This window comes from Azospirillum melinis (genome assembly GCF_013340935.1).
Classification (GTDB): Bacteria; Pseudomonadota; Alphaproteobacteria; order Azospirillales; family Azospirillaceae; genus Azospirillum; species Azospirillum melinis.
The window spans coordinates 190,185-203,736 of sequence record NZ_WHOS01000003.1 but is presented as its reverse complement, the minus strand read 5'-3'; the positions used below and the strand labels follow the sequence as shown (position 1 = coordinate 203,736).

At 67.3% G+C, this 13,552-nt stretch carries 16 protein-coding genes; 6 read left to right on the top strand and 10 right to left on the bottom strand.

Features of this window, described 5'->3' with window-relative positions; all coding sequences use genetic code 11:
- Window positions 1-3 precede the first annotated feature (3 nt).
- The 3 genes from pgsA to GBZ48_RS04210 form a co-directional block, all read right to left on the bottom strand.
- On the bottom strand, window positions 4-606 hold the full coding sequence (pgsA, locus tag GBZ48_RS04220) for a CDP-diacylglycerol--glycerol-3-phosphate 3-phosphatidyltransferase (protein WP_109049932.1): 603 nt from the start codon (window positions 604-606) through the stop codon (window positions 4-6).
- Window positions 607-684: 78 nt separating this feature from the next.
- Window positions 685-2,703 carry an excinuclease ABC subunit UvrC gene (gene uvrC / locus GBZ48_RS04215; RefSeq protein ID WP_425485969.1) on the bottom strand — a complete coding sequence of 673 codons (2,019 nt, stop codon included), beginning with the start codon at window positions 2,701-2,703 and terminating at the stop codon, window positions 685-687.
- A 415-nt stretch (window positions 2,704-3,118) separates the two neighbouring features.
- Window positions 3,119-3,889, bottom strand: coding sequence for an SDR family oxidoreductase (locus GBZ48_RS04210; RefSeq protein WP_174469867.1), 771 nt, complete (start codon window positions 3,887-3,889; stop codon window positions 3,119-3,121).
- Between the two features lie 97 nt (window positions 3,890-3,986).
- Here GBZ48_RS04210 and GBZ48_RS04205 point away from each other — a divergent pair, with 97 nt between their 5' ends.
- The 3 genes from GBZ48_RS04205 to GBZ48_RS04195 all read left to right on the top strand — a co-directional run bounded on the left by GBZ48_RS04205 (window position 3,987) and on the right by GBZ48_RS04195 (window position 5,601).
- The gene (locus GBZ48_RS04205) at window positions 3,987-4,802 is read left to right on the top strand and encodes a hypothetical protein (protein WP_174469866.1); all 816 of its coding nucleotides are present in this window, start codon (window positions 3,987-3,989) and stop codon (window positions 4,800-4,802) included.
- Between the two features lie 39 nt (window positions 4,803-4,841).
- Complete coding sequence (locus tag GBZ48_RS04200; protein ID WP_174469865.1) at window positions 4,842-5,204, top strand: hypothetical protein; 363 nt, start codon at window positions 4,842-4,844, stop codon at window positions 5,202-5,204.
- 229 nt (window positions 5,205-5,433) lie between these two features.
- Entirely contained in the window at window positions 5,434-5,601 is a 168-nt protein-coding gene (locus tag GBZ48_RS04195) for an RSP_7527 family protein (protein ID WP_174469864.1), read from the top strand.
- A 91-nt stretch (window positions 5,602-5,692) separates the two neighbouring features.
- Here GBZ48_RS04195 and GBZ48_RS04190 read toward each other — a convergent pair whose 3' ends face one another.
- Window positions 5,693-5,968 carry a hypothetical protein gene (locus GBZ48_RS04190; protein ID WP_174469863.1) on the bottom strand — a complete coding sequence of 92 codons (276 nt, stop codon included), beginning with the start codon at window positions 5,966-5,968 and terminating at the stop codon, window positions 5,693-5,695.
- Window positions 5,969-6,025: 57 nt separating this feature from the next.
- A complete protein-coding gene (locus GBZ48_RS04185) occupies window positions 6,026-6,418 on the bottom strand; it encodes a DUF983 domain-containing protein (RefSeq protein ID WP_174469862.1) in 393 nt (130 codons plus the stop codon).
- Between the two features lie 175 nt (window positions 6,419-6,593).
- Here GBZ48_RS04185 and GBZ48_RS04180 point away from each other — a divergent pair, with 175 nt between their 5' ends.
- From GBZ48_RS04180 to GBZ48_RS04170, 3 genes are read left to right on the top strand one after another with little or no spacing between them, the layout of a single operon-like run.
- On the top strand, window positions 6,594-7,574 hold the full coding sequence (locus tag GBZ48_RS04180; RefSeq protein ID WP_174469861.1) for an ABC transporter substrate-binding protein: 981 nt from the start codon (window positions 6,594-6,596) through the stop codon (window positions 7,572-7,574).
- A 57-nt stretch (window positions 7,575-7,631) separates the two neighbouring features.
- The gene (locus GBZ48_RS04175; RefSeq protein WP_174469860.1) at window positions 7,632-8,528 is read left to right on the top strand and encodes an ABC transporter permease; all 897 of its coding nucleotides are present in this window, start codon (window positions 7,632-7,634) and stop codon (window positions 8,526-8,528) included.
- Window positions 8,525-9,322, top strand: coding sequence for an ABC transporter ATP-binding protein (locus GBZ48_RS04170; protein WP_174469859.1), 798 nt, complete (start codon window positions 8,525-8,527; stop codon window positions 9,320-9,322). Before GBZ48_RS04175 ends, GBZ48_RS04170 begins: the two co-directional genes overlap by 4 nt.
- Here the strand turns inward: GBZ48_RS04170 and GBZ48_RS04165 are convergent.
- From GBZ48_RS04165 to GBZ48_RS04145, 5 genes are all read right to left on the bottom strand, one after another.
- Window positions 9,319-11,130 (bottom strand): monovalent cation:proton antiporter-2 (CPA2) family protein, encoded by a 1,812-nt coding sequence (locus GBZ48_RS04165; protein WP_174469858.1) that lies wholly within the window; start codon window positions 11,128-11,130, stop codon window positions 9,319-9,321. The two genes, GBZ48_RS04170 and GBZ48_RS04165, sit on opposite strands and share 4 nt — an antisense overlap.
- Before the next feature lie 102 nt (window positions 11,131-11,232).
- Window positions 11,233-12,075 (bottom strand): FTR1 family iron permease, encoded by an 843-nt coding sequence (locus GBZ48_RS04160; protein WP_174469857.1) that lies wholly within the window; start codon window positions 12,073-12,075, stop codon window positions 11,233-11,235.
- A 75-nt stretch (window positions 12,076-12,150) separates the two neighbouring features.
- On the bottom strand, window positions 12,151-12,498 hold the full coding sequence (locus GBZ48_RS04155; RefSeq protein ID WP_174469856.1) for a cupredoxin domain-containing protein: 348 nt from the start codon (window positions 12,496-12,498) through the stop codon (window positions 12,151-12,153).
- Window positions 12,499-12,691: 193 nt separating this feature from the next.
- The gene (locus tag GBZ48_RS04150) at window positions 12,692-13,105 is read right to left on the bottom strand and encodes a GFA family protein (protein ID WP_174469855.1); all 414 of its coding nucleotides are present in this window, start codon (window positions 13,103-13,105) and stop codon (window positions 12,692-12,694) included.
- A complete protein-coding gene (locus GBZ48_RS04145) occupies window positions 13,102-13,551 on the bottom strand; it encodes a GFA family protein (protein ID WP_174469854.1) in 450 nt (149 codons plus the stop codon). The genes GBZ48_RS04150 and GBZ48_RS04145 overlap by 4 nt, the downstream gene beginning before the upstream one ends.
- Window position 13,552: the final 1 nt, after the last annotated feature.

The following is a 13,552-nucleotide window of genomic DNA, read 5'->3' as shown; positions in this document are numbered from 1 at the left end:
CTTTCAACCGGCGCTACGGGCCGAACGGGCGGCACCGGGCTTTGCCGGCTGCTCCGCCATCATGTGGGTCAAGCCGGCGCGCATGTAATCCCACCCGGTGTAGAAGGTCAGCGCCGCCGCGATCCACAGGCCGACCGTACCGATGAAGGTCACCGGCAGTTCGGCCGGACCATAATCGCCGACGATCAGGAAGCCCAGCGCGATCATCTGGATCGTCGTCTTCCATTTCGCCAGCCAGGTCACCGGCACACCGACATGCAGACCGGCCAGATACTCGCGCAGGCCCGACACCAGAACCTCGCGCAGCAGGATCACAACCGCCGGCAGGATCGACAGGCCGGTCAGCCGGTGGAAGCCCGCCAGCATGATCAGCGTCGCCGCCACCAGCAGCTTGTCGGCGATGGGGTCCAGGAACTTGCCGATCACGCTTTCCTGCGCCCAGGCGCGCGCCAGATAGCCGTCGAACCAGTCGGTGATGCAGGCGGCCGCATAGAGCGAGCAGGCGGTATAGGCGGCCCACGCCTCCGGCACATAGAACAGCCCGACCACCACCGGGATCACCGCGATGCGCGACAGGGTCAGCAGGTTGGGCAGGCTGGTCAGCATGACGGAGAACTCGAACCGCTGGAGGATGTCGCCGCACGGCGCCCGTGAGAGAGCCGGCTGAATTCGTGTGCCTGCATTCTAACCATCGGGATGGAAGTGATCGTATATCTTTTTCGCAACGGTCCGATTGATCCCTTCCACCGCCTCCAGATCGGCGAGCCCGGCGCGCGCCACGGCGGCGCCGCTGCCGAAATGGTGCAGCAGGGCCTTCTTGCGGGCGGGACCGATGCCGGCGATCTCGTCGATGGGCGATTTGCCGATGGCCTTTGTCCGCTTGGCCCGGTGGGTACCGATGGCGAAGCGGTGGGCCTCGTCGCGCAGCCGTTGCAGGAAATACAGCACCGGATCGCGCGGCTCCATCTGGAAGGGCGGGCGGTTCTCCATGAAGAAATGCTCGCGCCCCGCATCGCGGTCCGGCCCCTTGGCGATGCCGACCAGCGTCACGTCGTCGATGCCCAGTTCCGCGAACACCTCCAGCGCGACGTTCAGCTGTCCCAGGCCGCCGTCGATCAGCACCAGATCGGGCCAGCTTCCCAGGCTGCGTTCCGGATCCTCCTTCACCGCCCGGCCGAATCGGCGGGTCAGCACCTCGCGTATCATGGCGAAGTCGTCGCCGGCCGCACCCTCCGTGCGGATGTTGAACTTGCGGTAGGCGTTCTTGATGAAGCCGTCCGGACCTGCGACGATCATCCCGCCGATGGCGTGTGCGCCCTGGATGTGGGAGTTGTCGTAGACCTCCACCCGCTCCGGCGCCGAATCCATCCCGAAGGCGGCGGCCACACCTTCGAGCAGCCGCGCCTGGCTGGAGCTTTCTGCCAGCCGGCGCCCATGCGCCTCGCGCGCATTGGTCAGCGCATGCTCGACGATCCGGCGCTTCTCGCCGCGCTTGGGCTCCGCCAACTCCACCTTGTGCCCGGCACGGACTGCCAGCGCCTCGCTCAGCAGCTCCAGCTCCGGCAGGGCGTGGCTGACCAGAACCAGCGGCGGCGCCGCTTTGTTCTCGTAGAACTGGGCGATGAAGGCGGCGAGAACCTCGTCGGTCTCCGCCGCCTTGTCGTGGCTGGGGAAGTAGGCGCGATTGCCATAGTTGCGCCCGCCGCGGAAGAAGAAGACCTGGATGCAGGTCACCCCACCCTCGGCATAGGCGGCGATGACGTCGGCATCCTCCACCACCCCCTCGACATTGATGTCCTGGTGGGCCTGGATCGCCGTCAGGGCGCGGATACGGTCGCGGTATCGCGCCGCCGTCTCGAAATCCATCGCGTCGGACGCGGCCATCATCCGGTCCGCGAACTCCGTCTGGATGTCGCGGCTCTTGCCCGACAGGAAGGCGCGCGCATGATTGACCTGCGCCTGATACTCCGCCGGGCTGACCCGGCCGACGCAGGGCGCCGTGCAGCGCTTGATCTGGAATTGCAGGCAGGGCCTGGTGCGTGCGGCGAACACCGTGTCGGCGCAGTTGCGCAGCAGGAAGGCGCGTTGCAGAGCCGTGATGGTGCGGTTCACCGCCCCGGCCGACGCGAAGGGGCCGAAATAGTCGGCATCGCGCCCACGGGCGCCGCGGTGCTTGGTCAGCTGCGGATAGTCGTGGTCCTTGGTGATCATGATGTGCGGAAACGTCTTGTCGTCCCGCAACAGCACGTTGTAGCGGGGCATCAGCTTCTTGATCAGGTTCGATTCGAGAAGCAGCGCCTCCACCTCGGTGTGGGTGTTGACGAACTCCATCGTCTCGGTCTCCGCGACCATGCGCTGGAGCCTGACCGGCAGCTTTCCCACCTGGGTGTAGTTGGTCACCCGGCGCTTCAGGTTGCGCGCCTTGCCGACATACAGGACCGCCCCGTCGCCCGCCAGCATGCGATAAACGCCCGGCGTCTGCGGCAGGGTCTTCAGATGCTCGCGAATGATCTCGACACCCCGGTTGATGTCGGCCGGACGGCGCTTCGGGCGCGCGGCGGCACCTTCCCCCGCCGGCACCGCGTCGGTCGGGGTGGCCAAATCGCTCAAACCGTCTTCGGCCAAGCGATCTTCAGCGAAACCACCTGCGGCATCGTCGGCCGAGGGGGAATCCAGGGGGTCTGAGGAATGCGTTTCGGACATGACCAGAATGTCGTTGAGCGGCCGCCGTGGGTCAACTGTTGGGCACATGCAGGTCGCATGTGGATCGACTCACCCCTCCGAAAGAATATCCACGAAACCTGTGGATAAGTTTGTCGATAACGGAGGGAGTAGCCCGCCCGGAGCTAGGCGCCGCAAGGGATCGCATGCCTCTGCCTATTTTTTTAGCATTTTTTCTAAGTCGTTGATTTCACTAGGGCAGGGTCAAGTCAAGAGCGGGAATTGGCGTGCTGACACAAAATTGTCGCTGCGGCGCAGGCGCCTCTTGCGCGGGGTGGGGCACCTGTGTAAAACGCGCGGTCCTTTTCCTCGCCCCCGCCTTCGCCCGCCTCGATCCCGCCCACCCTCCGGCTCCGGACGGGCGCGTCTTCCCATGTTTACGCGCTGTAACACGCCGTCATTCGGTGGGCACGAAGCCATGCGCCGGCTGCGCCCATCCCAGATGCTCCCCACCGTCCAGCGCGATCATCTGTCCGGTCATTGCCGGGGCGGCGATCAGGAAGCGGATGGCGGCGCAAACCTCCTCCGGCGTGGTGCCGCGCCGAAGCGGGGTCGAGTCCCACTGTTCGGCGAATTCCTCCACCGTCTGGCGGTCGTTGCGCAGGGTCGGGCCGGGACCGATGCCGTTGACACGGATCCGTGGGGCCAGCGCCAATGCCATCGTCCGGGTCAGCGCCCACAGCCCCATTTTCGACAGGGTATAGGAGACGAAGTGCGGCGTGGGGTTCCAGACGCGCTGGTCGATGATGTTGACGATCAGCCCACTCTCCCCGTCCGGCAACCGCGACGCGAAGTCCTGCGACAGCACGAAGGGAGCCCGCAGGTTCGCCTCCATATGCGCGTCCCACGATTCGCGGGTCACGTCGGCGACCTCGTCGCGTTCGAAGCGGGACGCGTTGTTGACCAGCAGGGTCAGCGGACCGAGCTGCTCCGTCACCGACGGCACCAGCGTCTTCACCTCCGCCTCGCGGTCCAGATCGGCGGCGAAGGCCATGGCGCGTCCGCCCGCCCGCTCGATCTCCGCGACGACGGCATCGGCCTCCGCGCGGGAGCTTCGGTAATGGACGGCGACGTCCCACCCCCGCCCCGCCAGATCGAGCGCGATGGCCCGCCCGATGCGCTTACCGGCCCCGGTGACGAGGGCCGCTTTCCTCTTGATCTCGACCATGGCGCCATAGGTACCTTGCCACCCTCGCTGGTCAAGGGGTGAGACGGCCAAAAGGCGAGGCGCCAGGGAGAAACCGACGGGAGGTAATTGGCCGGCGATGTTGCGCGAAGCCTTCGAATATCTGACCACCCCCTGCCCGCCGCTGGCCCGCAGGTTCGGCCATCTGTCGGAGATGGTGGCGCTGGGCGCCCGCTACCGGCGGCAGAGACGGGCATGGGCACCGCATGTCGCCGCCTGCCACCGCTTCGTCGAGCAAGCGATGGAATGGGCGCCTCCGGGCGGACGGGCGCTGGTCGCCGGTTCCGGGCTACTGATCGAAATCCCACTGGAAAGGCTGACGGCCCGCTTCGACGAGGTGGTGCTGGTCGACATCCTGCACAGCCGCGCCGTCCGCCGCCGGGCCGCCGCCTTGCCCAACGTCCGGCTGGTCGAGATGGACGTCAGCGGCGCCCTGGCCCCGCTTGCAGCGTCGCTCGACAGCCGCGGCCCGCTGCCAACCGGCTTCGTTGCACCGATTCCGGAGGGGAGTCCCTTTCGCTTCGCCCTGTCCTGCAATCTGCTGTCCCAGTTGCCCCTGCTGCCGCTGGAGGCGGTGGAGCGCCGTGCGCCGAAGGTTCCGGCAGCGGAGCGGATGGCCTTCGCGCTGCGCATGGTCCACGGTCACCTGTGCTGGCTGACCGCCATCGCCGAACACGCGGCACTGTTCACCGACATCGACGCCTCCTGGATCCATGGCGGCACCGTGACCGAGGTGGAGGATTCGACCTGGGGCCTTGCCCTTCCCGCCCCCGACATGTCCTGGCTGTGGGACATCGCCCCGGCACCGGAACAGGACCGGCGGCACGATCTGCGCCACAGCGTCGGCGGCTGGTTCGATGTGCGGTCGGTGACAAGCGCCCTTCCGCCCTGTTGAGGACAGCGAAACCTCGACACATCAGAGCGGAGAGCACCCATGGCCACCAATGACCGCAACAACGACAGCCGCAAGGCCGGCAACACCACCGGCCCCAGCGACAGTGACGGCATCGACGAGCGCGACATCCCGCTGGATATCCCCGAGACGCGCGATCATCTGGACGTGGACGAGGAGATCGAAGGCTTCCAGCGTATCATCGGCCCCGGCGCCGGCGGCCCTATCGACCAGCCCGACGAGGATTTCGGCATCCCCGGCAGCGAGGAGGCCGGCGGTCTCGGCACCGGTCCGCTGCCACCGCGCCAGCCCGACCATCCGCAGGGGCAGGCGGGAGAACGCAGCAACGACCGCATCGTCTCCGACCGCAACGTCGCAGTGGACGGCGCACGCGACCGCGAGTGACAGGTCCTGCGAACTGTTGCCCACTGTCGGCCGCAGCCAGCCGCAAACCGCGTCCTGCGGCAATAGTTCGCACCTCCGTTGATTGACGAAGCTGATACGGAAAACGTCGGTCGGCCTTGCACGGACCGCGCTTCATGGGACAGTGGCTCTGCCCTACCTTGAACTCCACAAAGCAAACAATGCCAAAGGGAGTGGACGTCTCTCACCTCACGTGGAGATTCCTAGAGCCATGACCATGTCTATCAACGAAGTCCGCGATCCCCGCAGCCACGACGAAATCATGCTGGCCGCCCGCCAGATGCGCGCCGACTACCTGCGCGAGCTGTTCGGCAAGCTGCGCGCCAGCCTGTCCGGCGCCCGCGCCGGTCACGGCAGCGCCCTGCCGAGCGCGCGCTGACGGCAAGTCGTCAAGAAAAACGGCACCGTGCTTCGCTGCGCGGTGCCGTTTCCATGTCCGGGAAATCATCTACGGGAAATCTGGATTCCGGTCAGTGCCGGTAGGAACCGTCGAAACTGCGCCGCCAGTCCTTCCATCCGTTCATCGCGCCGAGATACGCGCCGATGAACACCGGAAATCCGGCAGCCCAGCGGCTGCGATGAAGCAGACCGGCATCGGCGAATCCCCACAGGACCGCCAAGGCAACGGCCGCACCGATGGTGCCGCAAACCGCCGCCAAACCCAACGGTCCAATTCTCTCGGCCCACGCTGGGTTCATATCGATCAGGAAACTGCCCGGTTCCGAAGGTTTGCGCGCGATCCGCATTCGGCCGCTCTCCACCGCAACAACCGGCAGCAAGCTTGATCCTGGCGGGAAATCCCGTCAACCGACTCCTTCGCCGCGCTCCGACCCCGGCGCGCCGGTGCTCCACAGCAACCCCAGCACCAGCCCCTTGCAGCGCGGCAGCAGAAGCAGCGTCAGCAGCAGGGTCAGCGACGGCCAGATCGTCAGATGCACCCAGGTCGGCGGCTCATAGGTCTGCTCGACCGACAGCAGGGCGGGAATGACGATGTGGCCGACGATCAGGATCGTCATCCATGGCGGCGCGTCGTCGGCACGCAGGTGACCATAAGCCTCGCCGCAAGCCGAACACTGGTCGACCGGCTTGAGGAAATTCCGCAGCAGCCGGCCGCGCCCGCAATTGGGGCAGCAGCCGATCAGGCCGCGGAAGGAGGCGAGAAACTTCGACGGAGCCGTTCCGGTCCCTGCGATCATGGCCACTCCTTCCGTGTTGCCCACAATATAGGCTCTTCTCCTGCAAACCACACTCCCGATTGCGGGCAGGGCCGGCATGCCGCCATATCCTGGCCCGGACGCCCCTGCTGCCGAGTTGACGGCGGCGTCCGCGCGGTCTAGGGGAAGACCTTTGCGTTGCGGAGAGTCCCAAGCCATGTCCTTCACCCGCCTGTTGTGCGCCGCGGCGGCACTCGCCGCCTTCGTCGGTCCGATCGCCGCGCCGGTTCCGGCCATGGCGCAGAGCAAGACCGTCGCCATCACCGCCATCGTCCAGCACCCGGCGCTCGACGCCACCCGCGACGGCATCGTGGAAGCGTTGAAGGACGCCGGCTTCGTCCAGGGCCAGACGCTCAAGGTCGAATACCAGAGCGCGCAGGGCAATCCGGCCACCGCCGCGCAGATCGCCCGCCAGTTCGCCGGTTCCCGCCCGGACGTGATCGTGCCGATCTCCACCCCCTCGGCCCAGGCCGTGGCGGCGGCGACCCGCGACATCCCGGTTGTTTTCACCGCAGTGACCGATCCGATCTCGGCCCAGATGGTGAAATCGATGGACAAGCCCGGCGCCAACATCACCGGCCTGTCCGACATGGCCCCGGTGGGCGAGCATGTGGCGCTGATCCGCGAGATCCTGCCACAGGTCAAGCGCATCGGCGTACTGTACAACCCCGGTGAGCCCAACTCCATCGTGCTGGTCAAGGCGTTGAAGGACGAGGCGGCCAAGGTTGGCCTGAGCGTCGTCGAGGCTTCCGTGCCGAAGTCGTCCGATGCCCAGCCGGCGGTGCGCAGCCTCGTCGGCAAGGCCGATGCCGTCTACATCCCGCTCGACAACACCGTCGTGTCGGCCCTGGAAAGCGTGATCGCGGTCGGCCAGCAGGCGAAGCTGCCGATCTTCTCCGCCGACACCGACAGCGTCGCCCGCGGCACGGTCGCCTCGGTCGGCTTCGATTATTTCCAGGTCGGCAAGCAGACCGGCGCCATCGTCGCCCGCGTCCTGAAGGGCGAGAAGCCGGGCGACATCCCGGTGGCGCTCGCCAAGGGCACCGACCTGTTCGTCAACCCCAAGTCCGCCGCCGCCATGGGCGTCACCCTGCCCGACGCGGTGGTGAAGCGCGCGACGAAGGTTGTCGGGCAGTAAGCGATCGTCTGGGGGGAGCCGAGCGCTCCCCCGCCAAGCCCTTTCAAAAGCACCGCAATGACTGAAATCGCCCTCTTCGGCGCCATCGAGATCGGCCTCGTCTATGCGCTGGTCGCCATCGGCGTCTATCTGTCCTTCCGCATTCTGGACTTCCCCGACCTGACGGTGGACGGAAGCTTTCCGCTGGGGGCGGCCGTCTGCGCGGTGCTGCTGATCGCCGGGGTCAACCCATGGCTCGCCAGCCTCGCGGCGGCACTTGCCGGTGCTGCGGCCGGGCTGGTCACGGCGACGCTGAACGTCCGCTTCAAGATCCTCCATCTGCTCGCCAGCATCCTGACGATGATCGCGCTGTTCTCGGTCAACCTGCGGGTCATGGGCCGGCCGAACGTCGCGCTGCTGATGCAGGACACCGTGCTGACGCCCTTCTATGGGCTGGGGATTCCCGACCACATCGTCCGTCCGCTGGTGGTCGGCGTCATCGTCGCGGTGGTCGTGCTGCTGCTCGCCCGCTTCCTGGGCAGCGAGTTCGGGCTGGCGATGCGGGCGACGGGCGTGAACGCACGGATGGCGCGGGCGCAGGGCGTCGACACCGACGCCCATGTCTATGCCGGCATCGCCCTGTCGAACGCCCTGACCGGTCTGGCCGGCGCCCTGTTCGCCCAGACCAATGGCTTCGCCGACGTCACCACCGGCATCGGCACCATCGTCGTCGGGCTGGCCGCCGTGATCGTCGGCGAGACGGTGCTGCCCGCCCGCGCGCTGGCCCTGGCGCTGGTCGGCTGTGTCGCCGGCTCGATCCTCTATCGTCTCGCGGTCCAGCTGGCGCTGTCGGCCGACGCCATCGGGCTGCAGGCCTCGGACCTCAATCTGGTGACCGCGGTGCTGGTCGCCGTCGCCCTGATCCTGCCGCGCCTGAAGGCGAAGGCCAGCCGCAGCACGAAAGCCGCCCGATGATCGTCGTCGAAGACATCCACGTCACCTTCGGGCGCGGCACGCCGCTGGAAAAGCATGCGCTGCGCGGCGTCGACCTGACCATTCCCGAAGGCGAGTTCGTCACCGTCATCGGCTCCAACGGCGCCGGCAAGTCGACCTTCCTCGGCTCGCTGGCCGGCGACGTGCTGGCGGAGCAGGGGCGCATCTCCATCGACGGCACCGACGTCACCCGCTGGGACACGCCGCGCCGCGCCGGTCTGGTTGCCCGTGTCTTCCAGGATCCGATGGCCGGCAGCTGCGCCACATTGACCATCGAGGAGAACATGGCGCTCGCCGCCGCCCGCGGACGCCGCCGCGGTCTGGCGTCGGCGCTGGGCGGCGACCGCCGCAAGGGCTTCCGCGACCGCATCGCGGCGCTGGGGCTGGGGTTGGAGAACCGGCTGCACGACCGCATGGGCCTGCTGTCCGGCGGCCAGCGTCAGGCGGTAAGCCTGCTGATGGCGACGCTCGCCGGCTCCAAGATCCTGCTGCTGGACGAGCACACCGCGGCACTCGACCCCGCCACCGCCGACTTCGTGCTGGATCTGACCCGCCGCATCGTCCGCGACAACCGCCTGACCACGCTGATGGTCACCCATTCGATGCGGCAGGCGCTCGACTATGGCGACCGCACGCTGATGCTGCACGAGGGCCGCGTCGTGCTGGACGTGGCGGGGGAGGAGCGCGCCGGACTGGACGTGCCGCACCTGCTCGCGCTGTTCGCCAGACAGCGTGGCGGGGCGGAGATCAGCGACGACAGCCTGCTGATCGGTTAGGCGCTGGCGGTTCTCGGTTCCGCCTCTCCCTGCACGGCATCCTCGCGGTCCGCCTCGAACAGCGACTGAAGCTCGGCGGCGGCATCGCGGGAGGTCTGGATCAGCTTGGTCTCGTCATTGTGGACGGCATGCTGACGGATCAGGGTGCGCTCGTCATGGGCACGGAAGGTGTCGAGCGTCCGCCCGACCTCGGCCTCCGGCATGCCCATCTGGCGCAGCACGTCGCCGGTCAGCCGGATGCTGCTGTCGAAGGTCTCGCGCACGATGTGGGTGACGCCGCGGTCCATCAGATGGTGGACATGGCGGCGGTTGCGGGCGCGGGCGAAGATGGTCAGGTTGGGGAAATGGCGCGTCGCCATCTCGACCACCCGCAGCGACTGCTCCATGTCGTCCAGCGCCACCACCAGCACCCTAGCCTTGTCCGCCCCGGCGGCGCGCAGAAGTTCGACGCGCGTCGGGTCGCCGTAATAGGCCTTGCTGCCGAACTTGCGGACGAAGTCGACCTGCGCCGCACTGCTCTCCAGCGCGGTGAAGGCGATGCCGCGCATCCGCAGCACGCGGCCCACCACCTGCCCGACCCGGCCGAATCCGCAGATGATGACGGGCGGGTTCTCGTCGGGCGGGGTGTCGAACGGGCGCTTGGGCTTGCCGGCCATCAGGCGCGGCGCGAACCAGCGCTCCTCCGCCGCGAACAGGAAGGGGGTTGCCAGCATCGACAGGGTGACCACCAGCATGGCTGCCGACGCCTGCTCTCCCGCCATCGCACCGCCACCGACCGCAAGCCCGAACAGGACAAAGCCGAACTCGCCGCCCTGGCTCAGAACCGTCGCCATCCGCATAGACCCGACCCAAGGCACCCCGGCAACGCGGGCCAGGACCAGCATCACCAGCCCCTTCGCCAGCAGCAGCGCGACGGCAAGACCGAGGAAGCGGATCGGGTGCGCCAGCAGGGTCGGCACATCCGCCCCCATCCCGACCGAAACGAAGAACAGGCCGAGCAGCAAACCCTCGAACGGCTCGATATCGGCCTGCACCTCGTGCCGGTATTCCGAATCCGACAGCAGGACGCCGGCCATGAAGGCGCCCAGCGACATCGACAGGCCGGCCTCCTGGATCAGCACGGCGGTGCCGATGACGATCAGCAAAGCGGTGGCGGTGAAGATCTCCGGCGCGCCGGCACGGTCGACGGCATGGAAGATCGGCCGCAGCAGATAGCGTCCGCCAATCAGCACCAGCGCCACCGCGACCACCGCCTTGGCCACGGCCATCCAGGCGCCGTCCGCATGCGGAACGCTGCCGTTGCCCAGCAACGGCAGCAGCGCCACCGCCGGGATGATGGCGAGGTCCTGGAACAGCAGGATGGAAAAGGCGCTTCGTCCGGACTGGTTGGCGAGCAGGCCGCGCTCCGCCATCATCGGCAGAGCCATGGCGGTTGAGGACAGGGCGAAACCGAAGCCAAGCACCACCGCGGTCGGCCAGGGGAGCCCCAGGCCCAAACCGCACAACGCGGCGATCACCGCACCGGTGACGGCGACCTGCGCACCACCAAGCCCCAGCACCGATTTCCGCATGACCCACAGGCGGGCGGGCCGCAGTTCCAGCCCGATGAGGAACAGCAGCATGACGACGCCGAGTTCCGAGGCGTGGGCGATCGCCCCCACATTGGTCACCAGCCCAAGGCCCGCAGGCCCCACCGCCAGTCCGGCAGCGAGATAGCCGAGCGGCGCCCCGAACCCAAATCTCTTTGCCACCGGCACGGCGACCACCATCGCCGCCAGCAGCACAACCAACGTCACAAGCTCCGCCATATTCCCCGCCGCTCGACTGTCGCTGCGGCACTATGACGCGTTTTCAACGGGCAAGGCCAGACGCTTGACCGTCGGCCCGGCCCTACACCTTCATGCTATTGATCATTCCGCTGCGGAGGCAACGCGCGACCGGTTGGACGGCGAGTTGCCGGCCGCCCAGCGGGTCAGCAGCAGGATGCCCACGACCACCCCGACATAGGCGATCAACTGCGCCTCGGTCGGACGGTCGGTGTAGCCGACCAAGACGTGCAGCGCCTGCCCAATCAGGCTGTTGTCGCGCAGAATGCCGGAGCTGTCCCACAGAACGGTCCCGCCGGCATTCAGCATGCCGCCCTGCGCCAGGAAATTGACCGCCGTTGCGGCCATGCCGGCGGCCAGCAGCGTCAGCAGCCACGTGGTGGTGGCGAACAGGTGCCGCGTCGGAATCTGCACCAGCCCGACATAGAGAAGGACGGAGACCAGCGCGCCCAACGCCATGCCGCCCAGCCCGCCAGCGGCCACGGTGGCGATGCCGCCCTCTTCCGACGCCAGGATGCCGGTCAGGAAAAGCACGACCTCGGACCCTTCGCGGAGAACGGCGACGCCGATGACAATGGCCAGAGCGGCCAGCGATTTCTCGCCGCTCCGCACCGCATGACCAACCGCTTTCATGTCGCGCGCCAGTTCGCGGCCATGCTGCGCCATCCAGGCATTGTGCCAGGCCAGCATGACGACGGCGATCAGCAGGACGGTGGCGTTGAACATCTCCTGCCCGGTGTCGGCGAACAGAGAGCTGATGCCGTCGGCGAAGGCCGCGACGACGCAGGAGCCGACGATGCCGCCGACGATGCCGAGGGCGATCCACCTACCGCGCCCGGCCACCCCCTGGGTGGCGGCCAGCACGATGCCGACGATGAGGCCCGCTTCGAGGACCTCGCGAAAGACGATGATCAGACTGGCGAGCATGGTCGTCTCCGGTACTGGGCGGTCTCCGCCTTAAGACTGCGCCCTAAGACTGCATCGAACGGTCTTAAGACTGCGTCACTCGGCGATCACGGCGCCCTGCGCCGTCGCCTCGTGGAACTCGCCGAAGAAGGGATAGCGCCCTGGCTTCAGCGGACCGACCATGACCTTGATCTGCTTGCGGCCGCCGACGATCTTCTCGACCTTCATCTCGCCGCTTTCGAACTCTTCCGACGTGGCGTCCTGGTTGTCGACCAGCAGGGTGACCCGCTTGTTGGCAGGCACCTTGACCTCGGCCGGTTCGAACTTGTGGTCATTGATGACGATGGTGATCGCATCGTCTGCCCGGACCGGAGCGGCATTCAGAAAAGCCGCGCCGGACATGGCGATGGCGCAGGCGGCAGACAGCAGGGAAACACGGCGCATTCGCGGAGAACCTCAGGGGCTGGTGGGCCTTTTGCTTCTGAAAATCATTCTCACCCCAGCCACCCCTGGTCAAATGAAAAGGCACCCGCAGGCTCCGCAACGCACCTGCGACGGAAACGCGCACCCGGCAGGAATGCGGCCGTCCACAAACAACTATCGTCACCAACTTTCCGAGGTTGAAATCCCGGCCCGTCTATTCCAGTTCCGACGACCCCGAAAACTGCTCCAGCCCGTCGGTGATCTCGTAGTAATCGGCTTTGCCGGCGACATAGCCATGGCGGAGCGTCGTCAAGCCGGTCGGCTGGTCCAGGCTGCCGGCGGCGATCTCGATCTCGCTTTTGCCGTCGCCCTTCCAGAACAGCGACGATCCGCACCGGCCGCAGAATCCGCGCTCCGCGATGTCGGAGGAGCGATACCAGGATAGGGTCACGTCGGCATCGAAAGTGACGGTGTCGCGCGGCACGGTGATGTAGGCGCCGATATGGCCGTGAAAGCGGCGGCACTGGCCGCAATGGCAGGTCACAACCCCGTCCGGCCGCTCGGCCAGCAGGAAGCGCACACCACCGCACAGGCAGCCCCCGGAAAGTGCCCTGCCATGTTCGCTCATTCCACCGTCTCTCCCGTGCTGGCCCGGCGTTCGACGCCGTCGTCGCCGATGTCGTAATAGGCGCCCTTGTGGTCGACGAAGATGTGGCGCTCGACCCGGAGCCCCGACGCATCGTCCAGGCTACCGGCGGTCACGGTGATGCGCGGTCCATCCTCGGCACCGCTCTGGTCGAGCGCCTCCCAGAATAGCCCGGCACCGCAACGCGCGCAGAAACCGCGCCGCGCCCGGTCGGAAGCGGCATACCATGTCAGCGTGGTGTCGTTCAGCAGACGCAACGCCGCACGCGGCAGTCCGGTGTAGGCGCCGACATGGCTGTGCTGGCGCCTGCATTGGGAACAGTGGCAGAAGGAGATCGGCTCCGGATGCGTGTCGATGGCATAGCGCACGCCGCCGCACAGGCAGCCGCCGGTCCAGACCCGCTCTCCCCCTGCCGTCGCGTCGGTCATC